Origin of the sequence: Nocardia nepalensis, assembly GCF_048910785.1 — a bacterium.
In the GTDB taxonomy this organism is placed as follows: Bacteria; Actinomycetota; Actinomycetes; order Mycobacteriales; family Mycobacteriaceae; genus Nocardia; species Nocardia nepalensis.
Window position 1 is genome coordinate 616,200 of the sequence record NZ_JBKBET010000031.1, and the last position, 16,605, is coordinate 632,804.

At 65.3% G+C, this 16,605-nt stretch carries 15 protein-coding genes; 3 read left to right on the forward strand and 12 right to left on the reverse strand.

Annotated elements, in window-relative coordinates; genetic code table 11:
• Both ACHQ4I_RS27630 and ACHQ4I_RS27635 read right to left on the reverse strand, forming a co-directional pair.
• On the reverse strand, positions 1-597 hold the full coding sequence (locus tag ACHQ4I_RS27630; protein WP_420774770.1) for a toll/interleukin-1 receptor domain-containing protein: 597 nt from the start codon (positions 595-597) through the stop codon (positions 1-3).
• A gap of 560 nt (positions 598-1,157) precedes the next feature.
• Positions 1,158-2,390 carry an NsdA family TPR-like regulatory protein gene (locus ACHQ4I_RS27635; protein ID WP_420774771.1) on the reverse strand — a complete coding sequence of 411 codons (1,233 nt, stop codon included), beginning with the start codon at positions 2,388-2,390 and terminating at the stop codon, positions 1,158-1,160.
• A 249-nt stretch (positions 2,391-2,639) separates the two neighbouring features.
• Here ACHQ4I_RS27635 and ACHQ4I_RS27640 point away from each other — a divergent pair, with 249 nt between their 5' ends.
• A complete protein-coding gene (locus ACHQ4I_RS27640; protein ID WP_420774772.1) occupies positions 2,640-3,071 on the forward strand; it encodes a hypothetical protein in 432 nt (143 codons plus the stop codon).
• Between the two features lie 90 nt (positions 3,072-3,161).
• Here the strand turns inward: ACHQ4I_RS27640 and ACHQ4I_RS27645 are convergent, their stop codons facing one another.
• The 9 genes from ACHQ4I_RS27645 to ACHQ4I_RS27685 all read right to left on the reverse strand — a co-directional run bounded on the left by ACHQ4I_RS27645 (position 3,162) and on the right by ACHQ4I_RS27685 (position 11,994).
• The gene (locus ACHQ4I_RS27645) at positions 3,162-4,457 is read right to left on the reverse strand and encodes a hypothetical protein (RefSeq protein ID WP_420774773.1); all 1,296 of its coding nucleotides are present in this window, start codon (positions 4,455-4,457) and stop codon (positions 3,162-3,164) included.
• Positions 4,458-4,622: 165 nt separating this feature from the next.
• The gene (locus ACHQ4I_RS27650; RefSeq protein ID WP_420774774.1) at positions 4,623-5,249 is read right to left on the reverse strand and encodes a TetR/AcrR family transcriptional regulator; all 627 of its coding nucleotides are present in this window, start codon (positions 5,247-5,249) and stop codon (positions 4,623-4,625) included.
• A gap of 15 nt (positions 5,250-5,264) precedes the next feature.
• On the reverse strand, positions 5,265-6,266 hold the full coding sequence (locus ACHQ4I_RS27655; RefSeq protein WP_420774775.1) for an NADP-dependent oxidoreductase: 1,002 nt from the start codon (positions 6,264-6,266) through the stop codon (positions 5,265-5,267).
• Between the two features lie 33 nt (positions 6,267-6,299).
• Positions 6,300-6,623: a putative quinol monooxygenase gene (locus ACHQ4I_RS27660; protein WP_420774776.1), complete on the reverse strand. Its 324-nt coding sequence runs from the start codon at positions 6,621-6,623 to the stop codon at positions 6,300-6,302.
• A gap of 31 nt (positions 6,624-6,654) precedes the next feature.
• Complete coding sequence (locus tag ACHQ4I_RS27665) at positions 6,655-7,767, reverse strand: acyl-CoA dehydrogenase family protein (protein WP_420774777.1); 1,113 nt, start codon at positions 7,765-7,767, stop codon at positions 6,655-6,657.
• A complete protein-coding gene (locus tag ACHQ4I_RS27670) occupies positions 7,764-8,957 on the reverse strand; it encodes an acyl-CoA dehydrogenase family protein (RefSeq protein WP_420774778.1) in 1,194 nt (397 codons plus the stop codon). Before ACHQ4I_RS27670 ends, ACHQ4I_RS27665 begins: the two co-directional genes overlap by 4 nt.
• A gap of 43 nt (positions 8,958-9,000) precedes the next feature.
• Positions 9,001-9,984 (reverse strand): NADPH:quinone oxidoreductase family protein, encoded by a 984-nt coding sequence (locus tag ACHQ4I_RS27675; protein WP_420774779.1) that lies wholly within the window; start codon positions 9,982-9,984, stop codon positions 9,001-9,003.
• Positions 9,985-9,994: 10 nt separating this feature from the next.
• On the reverse strand, positions 9,995-10,747 hold the full coding sequence (locus ACHQ4I_RS27680) for an SDR family oxidoreductase (RefSeq protein ID WP_420774780.1): 753 nt from the start codon (positions 10,745-10,747) through the stop codon (positions 9,995-9,997).
• 29 nt (positions 10,748-10,776) lie between these two features.
• Positions 10,777-11,994: an acetyl-CoA C-acetyltransferase gene (locus tag ACHQ4I_RS27685; protein ID WP_420774781.1), complete on the reverse strand. Its 1,218-nt coding sequence runs from the start codon at positions 11,992-11,994 to the stop codon at positions 10,777-10,779.
• 419 nt (positions 11,995-12,413) lie between these two features.
• Here ACHQ4I_RS27685 and ACHQ4I_RS27690 point away from each other — a divergent pair, with 419 nt between their 5' ends.
• Positions 12,414-13,304 carry a DUF5996 family protein gene (locus tag ACHQ4I_RS27690; RefSeq protein WP_420774961.1) on the forward strand — a complete coding sequence of 297 codons (891 nt, stop codon included), beginning with the start codon at positions 12,414-12,416 and terminating at the stop codon, positions 13,302-13,304.
• Positions 13,305-13,385: 81 nt separating this feature from the next.
• Positions 13,386-15,332, forward strand: coding sequence for a glycoside hydrolase family 15 protein (locus ACHQ4I_RS27695; RefSeq protein ID WP_420774782.1), 1,947 nt, complete (start codon positions 13,386-13,388; stop codon positions 15,330-15,332).
• On the opposite strand, the gene ACHQ4I_RS27700 is transcribed toward ACHQ4I_RS27695, so the two are convergent.
• Complete coding sequence (locus ACHQ4I_RS27700; RefSeq protein ID WP_420774783.1) at positions 15,333-16,460, reverse strand: enolase C-terminal domain-like protein; 1,128 nt, start codon at positions 16,458-16,460, stop codon at positions 15,333-15,335.
• Positions 16,461-16,605 lie beyond the last annotated feature (145 nt).

Here is a 16,605-nt window from a genome sequence, read left to right on the forward strand (position 1 = left end):
TCATCTCCTGCGAGGCCCATTGACCTCGACGGTCTGGTTTCCGTTGTTATTGGCAGTTATCACGCCGCCATTCGTCGCCACATTGGTTTGGGTGTAGCCCGCGCTGGGATCGGCTGCGCGACTGCGGTCGTCCGACCGTCCGGCGACGGACGGAACCAGGCGGTCGATCAGGCCGTCCACGTCTGCCTCGAGCGTTTGATGGCTGATTTCCCAGAAATTCACGTGCACCAGTTGGCGGATATCGGCGGGCAGTTTCTCCTCGGGCGGCACCGGGGTGCCGTCCAGCAGCACCGGGATGACCGGTATTCCGCGTGCGAACGCAGTGCGGATTTCCATGCGCACCCAGTCGCGTTCGTCATCGATACGACGGCGGCCCAGCTCGTCGCGTACATCGAGCCAGTGCGGGCCTATCACCGCCACCATCATGTCGCATTCCGCGACGGCCTTGCGTATTCGGCGGGCATAGAAGGCACCCAAGCCCAAGGAGTCCTGGTCACGGAAGACACGCGTCCTCCCGAGGCGGTGCGCCATCTGCTTCGATATCTCCCTGACCGCATATACACTGTCGACTATGCGGTAGCTCAGAAATATTTCCATCAACGCACACCCCTCGTGGGACTTATTTCAGAACAGGCAATGCGCCATTCGACGCACCGCCGATAGCGCAGCAGAACAATAATGCCGAACAGTTTCTTATCCTCTCCTCGCGACCACCCCCCGCTTCCAATACCGCAGTGGGCGCTCGCGTCGGCGACCAAAACGACATGGCATTCAGCTAATAGCCTGCTGGCCAATATATCCGAGGGCGGGATGATCGGTAACAAATAGTCGGACACAATACCGCATACGTTCAACGCATCGTTACAGACGAGTCCGGTCGGTTTATTCCGCGACTATCGAACGGCTGCGCGAACTGCCTCGGCTACCCTGCTGCAGCGCCCATTCCGTGACAACAATTCTCCGGCCCCACGATCCCCGACCGGCGACCGGTTTGCTGTGCGGCTCCGCCCGGGAACTCGATGGGCATGTGGACGACCACTTTCCTCGACACCTCCAGTCCGTGAATCTCGACCCTGCCTTCAGCATCCATCGAGACACCATGCGGGCGAAAGAGACTGCCCGTTGCCAACGCGAGTGGCAACAGGCAACTCGGCCGCTCAGCGTCCGGACAGCGCCGAGTCGAGAGCAGGCTGGATATCGCGCAGCGCGGACAGCCCGCGGTATCGGCCCATCGTGTCGATGAACTCGCGCAGATCGATGCGGATGGTCTCCGAGTCGACGGAGCGGATGACGTCGAGCAACGGCTCGATCAGCGCACACGCCTGGTTCGGCTCACCGAGCGCGGCATACACCAGTGCTCGACGGGTGCCGAATCTGGCGCGAGCGCGGTCCGACTGCTCCGGGTTCTCCGACATCGCCTGGTCGAAGAGGACGGCGGCATCGTCGAGATTTCCCAAATCGTATTGGCACCATGCCTCGATGAGGGCCGGGCGTTCGTGCAGCGTCGACGGCCCGAGCTGTTGACCATCCGTCGAGCGGTGCGCGGCGTCGTGCAGACCCGCGGCTGTGTCCAGCGCACGCATCGAACCCTTGTGATCCGAAGCCATGGCATAGCCCTGCGCGGCTCCCAGCGCGGCAAGCCAGCGGATGCGGGGATGGACGGCGTCGTCGGCGAGCACCGTCTCAGCGAGAGTGGTTGTCGCCGAAGAATCGCCGCTGTACAGGCTGACCATCGCCCTGCGGACGAGCGCGTAGCTGGTCATATGCCGGTCCCCGGCGTCGCCAGCGCGTCGGACCGCGAGATCGGTCCACTGCAGAGCGCCTCGGTCGTCACCGCATTCCTGAGCCATCCATCCCGCGAACTCCGCAGTGTGCGCGCTGTGCAGCAGCAGTTCCCGTCGTTGGCGTCCGGTCCGCTGCTCGGCGGTCGCGGACGCGGCGTGGTACTGCATGACCACCATGGGCAAGACGATGCTGGGACTGCTTATCCGGCCGAGATGTCTCGTGTAATCGAATATGGAGCCCAGGCAAGTGAGCACCTCGGCGGATCCGATGGCCATCGACGGGAGGACGGTCGCCGCCCGCATATGAGATTCCCCGATTCGGATCGTCCCGGAACCATCCGGATGCAATTCGATGGCCAAAGCGGTGTCCGGGCCGAGATCTTGGTCCCTGTCCGGCTGCGGTGATGCGAATTCGACCAGCTCCCCACCGGCGGATAGCGCATCGTCGCACACGCGCCGAAGCGACTCCGACGGCGGCCTGCGCCCGTTCTCGATCTTGCTCAGATAGCCCTTGCTGTAGTGCACCAGCATGGCGAACTCGCGGAGGTTCAGCTTGCGTTCCAGTCGGCGTCTTCGCAGTTCTCGACCGAAATCCGCACTCCCCATGGCCATTTCCTCAGAACTCGTTATGGCTCGACGCGTCCTCGAGACGCTTCCCTCGAGCCAGATCCGATGACACCGCCCATTATTGCTGAAAATGTACCGGCCGGGGACTTCACCGGGCATACGAAAACCGGACGCCGGGCGCCGGATCGGCACCGGTAGTCGTCGGTGCGGTCGAGTTGTGGCCGCACCGATACCCGGCATACCGGGCTAGGCTGATCATTCGGTATGCCGAAAGGAGTTGGGGGACAGATGGATACAGATCATCGCGTCAAGCACCTCGAGATGCTGCAGTCGGTCATCGCGCGCTTGAGTCAGCAGTCGTTCACGGTGCGGGGGTGGTCGGTAACTCTCGTATCAGTGGTCCTCGCGATCGTCACCGCCCAGTCCCGCCCGAGTTCGGCATTGATTCTGCTGGCCATCGCCCCGACCTGGATCTTCTGGGGACTCGACGGCTACTACCTGAGTCTCGAGCGCCGCTACCGCGCACTGTTCGTCTCTGCGGCACAGCAGCTACGCGATCCGGTACCGACCGGGCCGCGCCCATTCGACATGATTCCCGATTCCGGACGGGCCTTTCGCGATTTCGCGCGTGCGGTCCTCTCCCCCGGCGTTGCCGCGATTCCCGCTGTTCTAACCGCGCTGATTGTCGGCTACTGGATAGTCGCGACCTTTATCAGTTAGATCCGCCGGTGCGGGCACGGGTATCCGCCCTGCCATCCCGCTCCTGCACCGAGCGCAACCCGGTGACGACGCGGTCGACGCACCGGATTCTCAGTACCACGGTCCGGGATAGTTACCGTTGACCGTGCGAACCAGGCGGCCGCGCTCGTAGCAGAGGTAGTCCATCAGATAGTCGAAGCATTTCGCGTAGCCGTTCGTGATCTTCGGCCCGTCGATGACCAGGCGCCAATCGCCGACCCGATCCATCGGCAAAAGCGACCAGCTGTCGGCGACCTTCTCGTTCGACTCGACATCGACCACCGACCGGCCGTATTCCCGAGTCACGAGATAGAGATAACTGCCTGCCATGTAGGCGTTCTCGATGTTGAGCCCCTGCGCGGCGACTCCGACCTTGTCCACCGGGACGGTATGTGACGACAGGTCGTGGATCCGCAGCAGCTGGGCGGGGATCCCTCCGCCGTAGACCATCAGACGGTTACCGTCGGCGACGGTGGCGCGTACCGCACTGCCGTCTTGGGCGAGCGGACCGATCAGCTGATTGGTCCGGGTGTCGAAATACCATGCGCTGTTATCGGGGTACGCGGTGCGTTGCACAACGAACCCGCCGCGCAGGCCCTGTGGAACGTTCTCCATCACATGGCCACTGGATTCCCGAACCAGTACACCGTTGTCGAAACGCCCTATTTCCTGACCTGTTTCGACGCTCACGAAGCGGACACCGTCGTCGATACTGTGCGCGACGGCGTCATCGGTGACGTATTCGGGCCGAAAATCCGCCTGCCATTTGGGGAGCAGGGTTTCGGGGTCGAGCACCATCGACAGCCTCGTACCGGTGACCAGCAGACCGGCGTTGGTGGGAAACAACCTGTCGACCGATTGGCTCGCGCTCCGACCGCCGGGAAACGCAGCCCGCGTAGCGGGGGTGCTCGCCCCGAGAGCGAAGGAGACGACCGAGGTCTCGCTGGTCTCCGGCTTCAATCCCTCGGCCGGTGTGCGCGTGCTGACCACATAGACCGCGCGGACCTGCTGCCCATGGCCGATGATCGCGCAGAAATAGTCGATCAACTCCGCGCGCGCGGACACAGGCGGCGCTGGCACGTCGACGAATCGTCCTGCGCCGGCGTCGAATACCGAAGCCTTGCGCACCTTCGATTCGCGTTCGCCGGTGCAGTTGACGGAGACAGTGTCGAGGCTGCGTCGGATATCGCCCTCGGCGGGCAGGCGGACACTGGTCGGGACAGCCGGCGGCGGCGACGACGACATCACCGTGGTCGATATCGGCTGCGCGGTGCGCGGCACCGAGGTTGCCGCGTGATTCGCTGCGGGCTCCGACGCGCAGGCGCCGAGCGCGCCGACCAGCACCACTACAGCCGCATAGCACCGCACCGCAGCCGATCGTGCCCGATATCTCCGCGCCCCGATATCACCCGATTGCACGAGCACGAGCGTAGGCACCATCGATCACGGACGCAGTCGGCTGTTCGGCCGACAGGGCGGGCGCCGATCATGGCCGTCCCACGGCGACCAGTGCAGCGGCGTCGCTGTGCATGTTCACGATCGAGCGGGCCCGGGCGGGTTCGATCTCCGACTGCCTACGATCCGTAGCGCGAGGTCGGCGTAATAGTCACCGATGTCCTCCGGTGACCAGGAACCACCCTCGTGATACCAGCGCGCGATATCTATTCCCAGCGAGAGCAGGGCGGTCGCGGCCATGTGGGTATTCGAGTTCTCGAACACGCCGGTAGCGACACCTCGCTCGATCAAGCTCCGGACCTCACTTTCGATCGCGCGCCGGGTTTCCTTGATCTCCTGTTGATGTTCCGGGCTCAGAGCGGCGAGCTCATAGTTGATGATCCGGGCCACGGTGTGGGCGCGTGCGTGATGGATCGTGAATTCCCGCATCAACGCGATCAGTTGGTCGGCGGGGTCTTGTGCCGAAGCGATGGCAGCGCGAATACGCGCCAAGGTGTCCAGGTGACCGGTGCGCGATATCTGGTAGAGCAACTCTTCCTTGGAACGGTGGTACACGTAGATCGCCCCTGTGCTCACCCCGGCGATCGATGTGATGTCGCGGGTCGTCGAGCCATGGAAGCCACGCTCAGCGAAGGCAACCACCGCCGCGTCGAGCAGCCGCGCTCGGGTCTGGTCCGCGCGCGAGAGGTCCTCTGTATCGGTCACCTGGACAGTATGGCTCTACACGGCGAGCACGAGTTTGCCGGTGTTGGCACCGGTGAACAGCATGTTCAAGGTTTCGCCGAAACGGGCGACACCGCCGTCCACGACATGTTCCCTGCTCTTGATCCTGCCCTCGGCCAGCCAATCGGAGATCTCCGCGACCGCCTCACCATAACGATCCGCATAGTCGAAAACGACGAAACCCGTCATGGACGCCCGGGAAACCAGCAGCGACATATACCGGGAAGGTCCAGGAGGTAGTTTCTCCGCGTTGTATGCCGAAATCGCACCACAGATGACGACGCGGGCACCGCGCCGGAGATTGGCAAGCGCGGCATCGAGGATGTCACCGCCGACATTGTCGAAATAGACGTCGATTCCGTCTGGAGCGAGCTCCCGCAGCCGCTGCAGGACGTTCTCCTGCCGATAGTCGATGGCCGCGTCGAAGCCGAGTTCCTCGGTCAGCATCCGGCATTTCTCGGCGCCGCCCGCGATCCCGATCACGTTCGCGCCCTTGATCTTCGCGATCTGACCCGCGATGCTGCCGACGGCGCCCGCGGCCGCGGAAACCACCACCGTATCTCCGGCCTGCAGCGCACCGACCTCGAGCAAACCGAAATAAGCTGTCATCCCCGGCATTCCGAGCGTACCCAACCAGGTCGGTCCGCCCGCTGTACTCAAATCGACCTTCTGCACCCCCCGGCCGTTATGGATCGCGTATTCGGTCACGCCGAAAGTACCGCTGACGGTGTCGCCGATGGCGAAGTCCGGATGCGTCGACTCGACAACGGTCGCGATATCCAGCGAACGCATGACCTCCCCGACACCTACCGGCGGCACATACGATCGCACGTCGTTCAGCCAGCCGCGCATCGCCGGGTCCAGGGAGATGAAATCCACCTTGACCAGGATCTGCCCCGGGGAGAGCGTGGGCAACTGCTCGGTCGTCAGGTTCCATGTGCTCGCCTCGGGCAGCCCCGACGGCCGTTCCGCGAGCCGCACCTGCTGGGTTGTTGTCACGTTAACCTCCTCTTTTTCGCCGAACAGACAGGGTCAGAGAGCGCCGAGTTCCGGGTCGCCAGCCGGAAGCGGGTCGAACACCAGGACCTCGGCCGCGCCGGTCAGTGCGTTGCCCAGCGCTTCCCCGATACGGCGCAGTGCGGCGCCTCGACCATGCGCATGCAGGGCCTCTTTCGACGCCCATTTCTCGATCATGACGAAATGGCCCGTTGTCCCCGCCTTCCGGTGCAAGGCATACAGAAGGCAGCCCGGTTCGGCGTGCACTTCCGCAGCCGCGGCTGTCAGGGTCTTCTCGACGAGTTCCTCCTGCCCCGGCTTCGCAATCATGGTCGCTACCACCACATACGGATCGGCCACTGGTTACTCCTCTGTATTCGGTCGTTCTCGGTTACTCGGCGGATTCAGCCGATGGCAGTCCGACGAGGTCCGCCAGCAGCCCGCGATGGTGGCCGGGACTTCCCAGCCCGATCTGGTCGGCCTTGGCACGTTTGAGGTACAGGTGCGCCGGGTGCTCCCAGGTCATGCCGATCCCGCCGTGCAGTTGGACGGCCTCCTCGGCGGCCCGCACCGCGATATCGCTGCAGTAGGACGCGGCGACGGCGGTAGCGATCGCGCTGTCGGGGTCGCCCGCCGCGAATGTTCCCGCCGCATACCGCGCCGCGGCCGCGGCCGAGTCGACCTCGACGTAGAGGTCGGCGAGGCGGTGCTTGAGCGCCTGGAATCCGCCGACCACCCGGCCGAACTGGCGTCGCAGCTTCAGATACTCGACGGTTGTCTCCAGACACCAGGCGGCCAGCCCCGCTTGCTCGGACGCCAGCAGTGCGGCGCCGATCGTCAAGCCGGATTGCAGTGCCGCCCAACCGGATTCGGCGGGAACGACGACTCGGCCGGGCACGGAGTCGACAATGACGTCGGCCAGCGGACGGGTCATGTCCAGGGAGACCACCGGCTCGATCGCCGCGGCGGCGGCCGCCAACGCGTGCACCTCCGTACCGCTCGCCGTCTGCACGGCGGCCAGCAGTACATCGGCGTCGAGCGCACCGGCGACGCTGGTGACGCGGCCGGATACCCGGCCCTGCGCATCAGCCGTCAGCGTCGGGACCTGCGTCACCGACGCAGCGGAGAACGGCGTCAGCAACGCTGCGCTGCATTCACCGTTGCCGAGTTGACCGACCAGCGCGGAGTCGCCCGCGAGTAGGACGGTCGCGGCGATCACGCTGCTGGTCAGAAACGGTACCGGTGCGACGAACCGCCCGAACTCCTCGAGTACGACGGCGGCGTCACGCGCCGTACCGCTGGCCCCGCCGCGGTCCTCGGGGATGAGCAGACCAGCGAGCCCGAGGTCGTCAGCGATCGATTTCCACAGCGTCCGGGTCAGTGTCCGATCGCCTTCATAGGCCCGGACAACCGCGGACGGATCACATCGGGAGGTGAGCAGGTCGCGCACCGCGCTCCGCAAGGAGGTCTCGACATCGGTGTCGAGCAACAGGATGTCGCTCATCGGCTCAGGTCCTTCCAGGGGATGTCCTTGTCCGCGCGGGGTTCGCCCGGCAGGCCGAGGACCCGTTCGGCGATGATGTTGCGCAGGATTTCCGAGGTTCCGCCCTCGATCGAATTGCCTTTGGCCCGCAGGAAGCGGTAGCCGGCGCCCCGACCGGCGAAATCCACGCGGTCCGGGCGCACCATTGTCCAATCGTCGTATCGCAGGCCGTGCTCACCGCGCAGTTCGACCTCCAATCCGGCAACCTGCTGGTTGATGCGGGCGAAGGACAGCTTGACGGCGGAGGTTTCGGGCCCGGGCTGGCCGCCGGCCACCCGCTGACGCAGCCGGGTTGCCGCCAGACGGGAGACCTCGGCGTCCACCCACAATCGCAACAACCGGTGGTGCAGTTCAGGGGTGCGCTTTTCCGGGAATTCGCGCCAGAGGCCGGCGGCGACACCGAGTACTCCGCTCTCGCGAGGTAGCGCCCGCCCTCCGATCGAGACACGCTCGTTGTTCAGCGTGGTGGTGGCGACTCGCCAGCCTTCCCCTTCCTTGCCCAGGCGGTGCGCATCGGGGATCCGCACGTCGGTGAGGAAGACTTCGTTGAATTCCGCTTCGCCGGTGATCTGCCGCAGCGGCCGAACCTCGACTCCGGGGGCGGTCATATCGCAGATGAAGTAGGTCAGCCCCGCGTGCTTGGGTCGGCTGGGATCGGTGCGCGCCACCAGGATTGCCAACTGCGCCTTGTGCGCGACCGAGGTCCACACCTTCTGCCCGTTGACGACCCAGTCGTCGCCGTCGCGCACCGCCCGAGTGGCGATCGCGGCCAGGTCCGAGCCGGCGCCCGGTTCACTGAACAGCTGGCACCAGATCTCCTCCCCGCTCCACAGCGGACGCAGGAAGCGCTGGCGCTGTTCCGGGGTGCCGTGGGCGAGGATCGTCGGCGCGGCCATACCCAGGCCGATACCGTTGATCGCCGCATTGTTATCCGGAGATCCGGCCTGCTCGAACAGGGCGTCGACGAACGGTTGCAGTTCCCGGTCGACGGCCCGGCCACCGAGCCCGATCGGAAAGTGAACCCAGGCCAGACCCGCGTCGAACCTGGCTCGGTGAAAGGTCACGGCATCGGTGGTGGCCGGATCATGCTCTGCGAGTACGGCTTCCACCCGGCAGCGCAGATCATCACGAACCGCGTCGGGATTGGTCATGAATGCTCCTCGAAGGATGTGATTGCTGTGAAAACTGCTGGTCTCAGGGCGTGTAGACCACGCGGCCGACGGTCTTGCCGTCCGCGAGCCGCTGCACGGCGTCGGCAACGTCGGCCAGTCCCAGCCCTTCACTGACCAGGGGACGGATCGCACCGTCGGCGGCAAGTGCGGTGAGCTCGCGGTGACATTCGGCGACGGCGCCCGGATCCTGGGTGTTGTACAAACCCCAGTGCAGACCGACGATCGAATAGTTCTTGACCAGCGCGTGATTCATTGCGGCCGTTTGGATCTCGCCGCCGGCGAACCCGACGACCACGATGCGGCCTTCGAAGGCGATACATTTCGTGGAACGTTGGTAGACCTCGCCGCCGACCGGATCGTAGATCACATCGGCACCACGGCCGCCGGTTACGTCCTTGACGACTTCGACGAAGTCCCGCTGCTGCCGATCGATGACCACGTCAGCACCCAAATCCCCAGCGTAGGAGGCCTTTTCGGCACCGCCGACGACTCCGATCACCCGGGCACCGGCGGCCTTGCCGAGCTGGATCGCGGCGCTGCCAACGCCACCTGCCGCGGCATGCACCAAGAGAGTCTCCCCCGCCTTCAATCCGGCGCGCCGATGCAACCCGAACCAGCCGGTCTGGTAGCCGATGAACAGCGAGGCCGCCTCCGCGTCATCCAACGACGGCGGCGCCGGGAAGGTCTGGGCGGCATCCAGCACGGCGAATTCCGCGAAACCACCGTGCGGCAACACCGCGCCGCCGAGCACCCGCTCACCGATGGCGATCCCGGCCACGTCGGCACCGACCGCCACCACTTCGCCACACAATTCGACGCCGGGTGTGAACGGTAATGGCGGCCGGACCTGATAGCCGCCGCGACACATCAGCACATCGGGAAAGTTCGCCGCGGCACCGGCGACCCGCACGAGAACCTGGCTCGGGCCGGGCTCGGGACGGTCCACGTCCTCGAGCCGCAGCACCGCGGCCGGCTCGCCCAGTTCGTGGACGCGCCATGCCTTCATCCGCGCCATGTCAGACCCCGCCTGTCAGCGTGACGCCACCGTCCACGACCAGCAACTGCCCCGTCAGCCAACTCGCGTCGTCGGAGAGCAGAAACGCCACCACACTGGCGATGTCCTCGGGCACGCCGAGCCGCTTCAACGGGTAGGCCGCGGCGACCTCCTCCTCCCTGCCCTGGTAGAGAGCGGTGGCGAACTTCGTCTTCACCACCGCCGGGGCGACGGCGTTGACCCGCACTTTCGGGCCGAGCTCGACCGCGAGTTCCTGGGTGATGTGCGTGAGCATCGCCTTGCTGGAACCGTAGAAGCCGATGCCCGGTGCGGGCTTGAGACCGGCGACCGACGATACGTTCACGATCGCGCCACCGTAGTCCTTCATCCAGGCTCGATACGTCTGCTGAACCCACGACAGCGAGGCCAGACAGTTGACCTCGACGATCTTGCGGGCCACCTCCAACGGCAGATCGACCATGGGCCCGAAAGCCGGGTTGATGCCGGTGTTGTTGACGAGGAGATCGGCGCTTCCGAAGGTTTCGATCGCCCGCTCGACGGTCTCGGACTGGTGGTCGACGTCATCGGCGCGACCCGCCACGGCCAGCGCCCGGTCGGGGCCGCCCAGTACTTTCACCGCTTCGTCGAGGGCGTCCTGTTTGCGGGCGGTGATCACGACCCTCGCCCCCTCGTCGACCAAGCGCTGCGCGATGCCGAGCCCGATGCCTCGACTGGCACCGGTGACGATCGCTGTCTTGCCTTCGAATCTGTTCACAAATAGGTCCTTTTGAGGAATGTGTGCGGTTACGACAGGCGCTCGAGCACCATTGCCATGCCCTGACCGCCACCGACGCACATGGTTTCCAAACCGATCTGCTTGTCGTGGAACTGCAGGGAGTTGATCAGCGTGCTGGTGATGCGGGCGCCGGTCATGCCGAACGGGTGACCGACCGCGATCGAGCCGCCGTTGACGTTGAGCTTGTCGAATTCGACACCCAACTCCCGCGCCGAGGGAATGACCTGGGCGGCGAAGGCTTCGTTGATCTCGACCAGGTCGACATCGCCGATGGTCATCCCGGCGCGAGCCAGCGCCTGCTTGGACGCCTCCACCGGCCCCAGGCCCATGATTTCCGGGGACAGCGCGCTGACTCCGGTGGCAATGATCCGAGCCAGCGGCGTCAGGCCCAGCTCGGCGGCCTTGGTGTCGGACATGATCACGACCGCGGCGGCACCGTCGTTGAGCGGGCAGCAGTTGGCGGCCGTCACCGTCCCGTCGGGCCGGAATACCGGCTTCAGCTCAGCGACCTTCTCCAGCGTGACTCCGGGCCGCGGGCCATCGTCCTTCGAGACAACGCTGCCGTCGGGCAGGGTGATCGCGGTGATGTCACGCTCCCAGAAGCCGTTGGCGAGGGCGGCCTCGGCGAGATTCTGGCTGCGCACACCGAAAGCGTCCTGTTCGGCACGGGTCACGCCACACAGCTGCGCGACGTTCTCGGCGGTCTGCCCCATCGCGATATAGACGTCGGGCAGCAGATCCTCCGTGCGCGGATCGGTCCAGATCTCGCCTCCCGCAGCGAATTTCGCGGTCCGGCCAACCGCGTCGGCGAACAGCGGGTTCTCGGTGTCGGGCACGCCGTCGGCACTGCCCTTGACGTAGCGGCTCACGGTTTCCACACCGGCGGAGATGAAGACGTCGCCCTCTCCGGCACGGATCGCATGCAGCGCCATTCGGGTTGTCTGCAAACTCGACGAGCAGTACCGGTTGACCGTGGTGCCGGGCACCCGATCCAGGCCCGCCAGAATCGCAACCACGCGCCCGAGATTGAAGCCCGACTCACCGGCGGGCTGGCCACAACCGAGCATCAGATCGTCGATGTCGTTCGGGCCGAGGGCCGGCACCTTCGCCAGCGCGGCCTGCACGATCTGAGCCGCCAGGTCGTCGGGCCGGAGGTCTCGCAACGCCCCCTTGCCAGCGCGACCGATCGGCGACCGGGCGACAGAGACGATGACGGCTTCGGGCATGACTGTGAACCTTTCAGGCAAGTTACTGAGCGCTTGTTAACCTCCCGCCACCATGCTGGACGGATCGGCGATGGTCAATACGTCACAGCCAATTCGGACTGTGACACATGGCACATTGCCGAGGCGCGGTCTCGTCGAGTGGCCAGTTCGGAATACGGTCTCTACCTGTGCGTTCTTAACTCGATTTCGAATTCATATTCATCTTTTTGATGGCCGTCGGATCGCCGAGCGCCCGGCCTCGAGGCGTCCGCAAAGCCGCGGTAATCCGAATCTGCTCGAACCGCACCACCACGATCGTGGTGGTGCTCGATCGAATGGTGATCGACAATGGGACGGTGGCAGGTGACACGTTTTCCGATATCGAAGCGTGGCCGCGGTTACGGCTGGACGACTGGACTCCCACCCGCGACACCCTGCACATGTGGACCCAGATCATCGGCAAGATCCGCCTCCGGCACGCCCCACTGCTCAATCATTGGTGGCAGGTGACGCTCTATGTGACCCCACGGGGGCTGAGCACCTCGACAATCCCCTACCGGACCGGAGCCTTCGACATCGAGTTCGACTTCATCGATCACCAGCTGGTCATCCGCACCACCACCGCCGACGTCCTGCGGATACCGCTGCAACCCGAATCGGTGGCCGAATTCCATGCGCAGGTCTTCCGCGCTCTGGAACAGCTCGGCATCGACACCCGGATCCAACCCCATCCCAACGAGGTCGCCCCCGCGATCCCGTTCACCGAGGACGAACAGCACCGCTCCTACGACCATCACGCGGCCACATTGTTCTGGCGCCAGTTGGTGCAGGCCAATCGCGTACTCGGCGAATTTCGTTCGCGCTTCGTGGGAAAGGTGAGCCCAGTGCACTTCTTCTGGGGCGCAATGGACCTCGCCTGCACCCGGTTCTCCGGTCGACCTGCGCCCATACATCCCGGCGGCGCACCGAATTGCGGCGACTGGGTAATGGTCGAAGGTTACTCCCGAGAACTGAGCAGCTGCGGTTTCTGGCCCGGCGGCGGCGAGGAAGGCGCCTTCTACTGCTACGCCTATCCCGAACCGGATGGTTTCGCCGACTACCCGGTGCCCCCGGCCGCGGCGTCGTACCACCGAGACAAGGGCGAGTTCGTCCTTCCCTACGAGGCCGTGCGCACCGCCGAGAGCCCCGATCACACGCTGCTCGACTTTCTGCAGAGCTCCTACGAGGCCGCCGCCGAATGCGGCGGCTGGGACCGCGGGCTGCTCGAGGACGACCCGGACCGGTGGGCCCGGCAACAGGCGAAGACCCGCACCACAGGGGGCGTGGGATGACCCGGCGGCGCCGCTCACTGCCGGTCGCGAAACTGCGGGTGGAATAGCCGACCAGATTTCAGCAGGACGATGGAGTACCACATGGACGACGACATCGAACGCACACCGCATCTCACGGCATTCCCACGCATCGACGACTATGGCTTCATCTCCGACTGCGAGGTCACCGCACTCATCGCGCCCAGCGGAGCCATCGAATGGATGTGTCTGCCCCGCATCGACTCCCCCAGCGTCTTCGCGGCCATACTCGATCGTTCGGCCGGTTCGTTTCGGTTCGCTCCCGCCGACTTCATGGTGCCCACCGATCGCCGCTACGTCCCTGGCACGATGGTCATGGAGACGAGTTGGCGCAGCGGCGAAGGGTGGGCGACGGTTCGCGATGTGCTGCTGGTCGGGCCCTGGCGGCACCAGACACCCGGCCGTAGCGCCCATCGTCGAACCCCCACCGACTACGACGCCGAGCACATTCTGCTGCGGACGGTGCACTGTGAGACCGGGCAAATCCAGTTCGCGCTCGACTGCCAACCGTCCTTCGACTACGGCAGGTATCGCGCGCATTGGGAATACCTCGACAGCTACCACATCGCGCAGGCCAGCGCTGACGGGATCGATCTGCAGCTGACGCTGAGCACCGACCTGCGCTTGGGGCTGGAAGGCACGCACGCGCTTGCTCGCACCCTGCTGAAGGCGGGCGAGACACGCTTTTGCGCGCTCTCCTGGGGTAGTCGCGACGCGCCCCGCGCCGTTGACGAGGCCGATGAACGTCTGCTGCAGACAATCCACCATTGGCGACACTGGTTGGCCGGCGGGCGGTTTCCGGACCACCCGTGGGCCGCCCAGCTCACCCGCAGCGCGCTGACCCTCAAGGGGCTGACCTTCGCACCCACCGGCGCCATCAGCGCCGCCGCCACCACGTCATTGCCCGAAACCCCAGGCGGACAACGCAATTGGGACTATCGCTACTCGTGGATACGCGACTCCGCCTTCGCGCTGTGGGGCCTGTACACACTGGGCTTCAGCTGGGAGGCGAACGACTTCTTCTCCTACATCATCAGCTTGACCGAAGACGTCCGGGACATGCAGATCGTCTACGGCATCGGTGGCGAAAGCGACCTCACCGAGCAGACTCTCACCCACCTGCGGGGCTACGAAAACGCCGGCCCCGTGCGCATCGGCAACGACGCGTACCGGCAACGCCAGCACGATGTGTGGGGCGCTGCGCTGGACGCGGTCTATCTCTACGCGCGCAACCAGGACCAAATCGACGCGCGAGCCTGGCTGGTGCTGGGCCGGGCGGTCAAAAGCGCCCTCACCTACTGGCGCGAGCCCGACCATGGCATCTGGGAAGTACGCGGGGAGCCCCAACACTTCACCTCCAGCAAGGTGATGTGTTGGGTTGCCGCCGATCGTGGCGCGCGGCTGGCCCGCATCCACCAGGACTTCGAACACGCCCAGCGCTGGCAACAGGCCGCAGACGACATCCGCGCCGACATATGCGCTCATGCGGTCGACTCCCGGCGGGTGTTCACCCAGCACTACGGCAGCACGGCGCTGGATGCTTCGACCCTGCTCATCCCGCTGGTTCGTTTCCTGCCCCCCGACGACGACCGGGTACGCAACACGGTGTTGGCCATCGCCGACGAACTGACCGAGGACGGCCTCGTATTGCGATACCGCGTCGGTGAAACCGACGATGGATGCGCGGGGGAAGAAGGCGCCTTCACGATCTGCTCGTTCTGGCTGGTCTCGGCGCTGTCGGAGATCGGCGAAAAGACACGAGCCAAACAGCTGTGCGAGAAATTGCTTGCCTACGCCAGCCCCCTTGGCCTGTACGCCGAGGAGATCGACCCCCGAACCGGCCGGCACTGGGGCAACTTCCCCCAGGCGTTCACCCACCTCGCCCTGATCAACGCCGTAATGCACATCATCCAGGACGAACAAGCCGTACTGCGGCAGGCACTCGGCGGGGAATCGATCGCCCCACGACTGGACGATGTGACATTCACACTGGGATACATGCACCGCTAGCTACTGCACTCGGAAACGTTCGATCTGCGACTCACGCAGGGTCAGACCATGACCGGGGGCGGTCGGATCGGGGCGGATGACTCCCCCGTGGGGATCGAGCGTCCCGTCGAAAGCCATCGATTCGATGCGGACGTGGTCGTGAAACCACTCCAGATGCCGAAGGTTCGGGATCGCCGCTGCCGCGTGCGTGTGCAAATGCGGCGCGCAATGCCCCGACAACGGCAGGTTGTGGGCCGCGGCCAACGCCGCGACTCGCAACCACTCGCTGATGCCGCCACAGCGAGACACGTCGGCCTGCAGGCAATCCACCGCGCCCGCCTGACACATGCGCCGGAAGTAGGTGAGATCACTACCGTATTCGCCCGCCGCGACGTCGGCGGTCACCGCGTCGCGGACCTCGCGCAGCCCGTCGAGATCGTCGGAGGACACCGGCTCCTCGAACCATCGCACGTCCAGATCGGCGGCGCGGCGCAGCACACGAATCGCCTGCTTGCGGCCGTAGGCGCCGTTGGCGTCGACGAAAAGTTCGGCGTCGCCGATGATCTCGCGAGCCTGGCGCATCCGGGCCAGGTCGCGCTCGACGTCGCCACCCCACGATTCACCGATCTTGATCTTGACGCGGGGGATCTGTTGCCGATCGACCCATCCGGTCAGCTGCTCACGCAACCGGTCGGCGTCGTAGGTGGTGAAACCGCCGCTGCCGTAGACGGGTACCTCCGCGCGCACCGCGCCGAGCAGCCGGTGCAGCGCGAGATCGAGCAGCCGCGCCTTGAGATCCCACATCGCCACATCCACCGCGGAGATGGCGTAGTCGACCACACCGGGGCGTCCCGCGTTGCGGGTCTGGGTCACCATGCGATCGAACACACCGGCTACGTTCATCGCGTCGGCACCGCGCACGATCCCGGCGAGCTGGTCATTGACGAACCGAGCGCACACCGCCGGACCGTAGGTCCACCCCAACCCGGTTCGTCCGCCGCCTTGCGCGCGCACGACGACCATCGTGGTCGAATCCCAGCTCAGCGTTCCGTCGGCCTCCGGCGCATCCGTGGGAATCGTATAGGCGCAGGCCTCGATCCGTTCGACGGTGACATTCGAACCGGTTCTGTTGGCCGCGTCCACACCCACCGCCGCTCCTTCGCCTCGCCTGGCCGTGTCCCTGCCGCGCGGATACCCGGGGTGCCTGCTCCTACACGTCCGTAGCCGCCTCTCCGCCAGCTATTGAATCCGACGTCAACTTCAAGTAGCGTCCCCGAGCACTGACCGTGACTGG

What these genes read in the sequence shown, in the direction of transcription:
- ACHQ4I_RS27630 (WP_420774770.1), bottom strand. Translation starts at nt 597, where the DNA reads ATGGAAATATTTCTGAGCTACCGCATAGTCGACAGTGTATATGCGGTC.
- ACHQ4I_RS27635 (WP_420774771.1), bottom strand. Translation starts at nt 2,390, where the DNA reads ATGGGGAGTGCGGATTTCGGTCGAGAACTGCGAAGACGCCGACTGGAA.
- ACHQ4I_RS27640 (WP_420774772.1), top strand. Translation starts at nt 2,640, where the DNA reads ATGGATACAGATCATCGCGTCAAGCACCTCGAGATGCTGCAGTCGGTC.
- ACHQ4I_RS27665 (WP_420774777.1), bottom strand. Translation starts at nt 7,767, where the DNA reads ATGAGCGACATCCTGTTGCTCGACACCGATGTCGAGACCTCCTTGCGG.
- ACHQ4I_RS27670 (WP_420774778.1), bottom strand. Translation starts at nt 8,957, where the DNA reads ATGACCAATCCCGACGCGGTTCGTGATGATCTGCGCTGCCGGGTGGAA.
- ACHQ4I_RS27675 (WP_420774779.1), bottom strand. Translation starts at nt 9,984, where the DNA reads ATGAAGGCATGGCGCGTCCACGAACTGGGCGAGCCGGCCGCGGTGCTG.
- ACHQ4I_RS27685 (WP_420774781.1), bottom strand. Translation starts at nt 11,994, where the DNA reads ATGCCCGAAGCCGTCATCGTCTCTGTCGCCCGGTCGCCGATCGGTCGC.
- ACHQ4I_RS27690 (WP_420774961.1), top strand. Translation starts at nt 12,414, where the DNA reads ATGTGGACCCAGATCATCGGCAAGATCCGCCTCCGGCACGCCCCACTG.
- ACHQ4I_RS27695 (WP_420774782.1), top strand. Translation starts at nt 13,386, where the DNA reads ATGGACGACGACATCGAACGCACACCGCATCTCACGGCATTCCCACGC.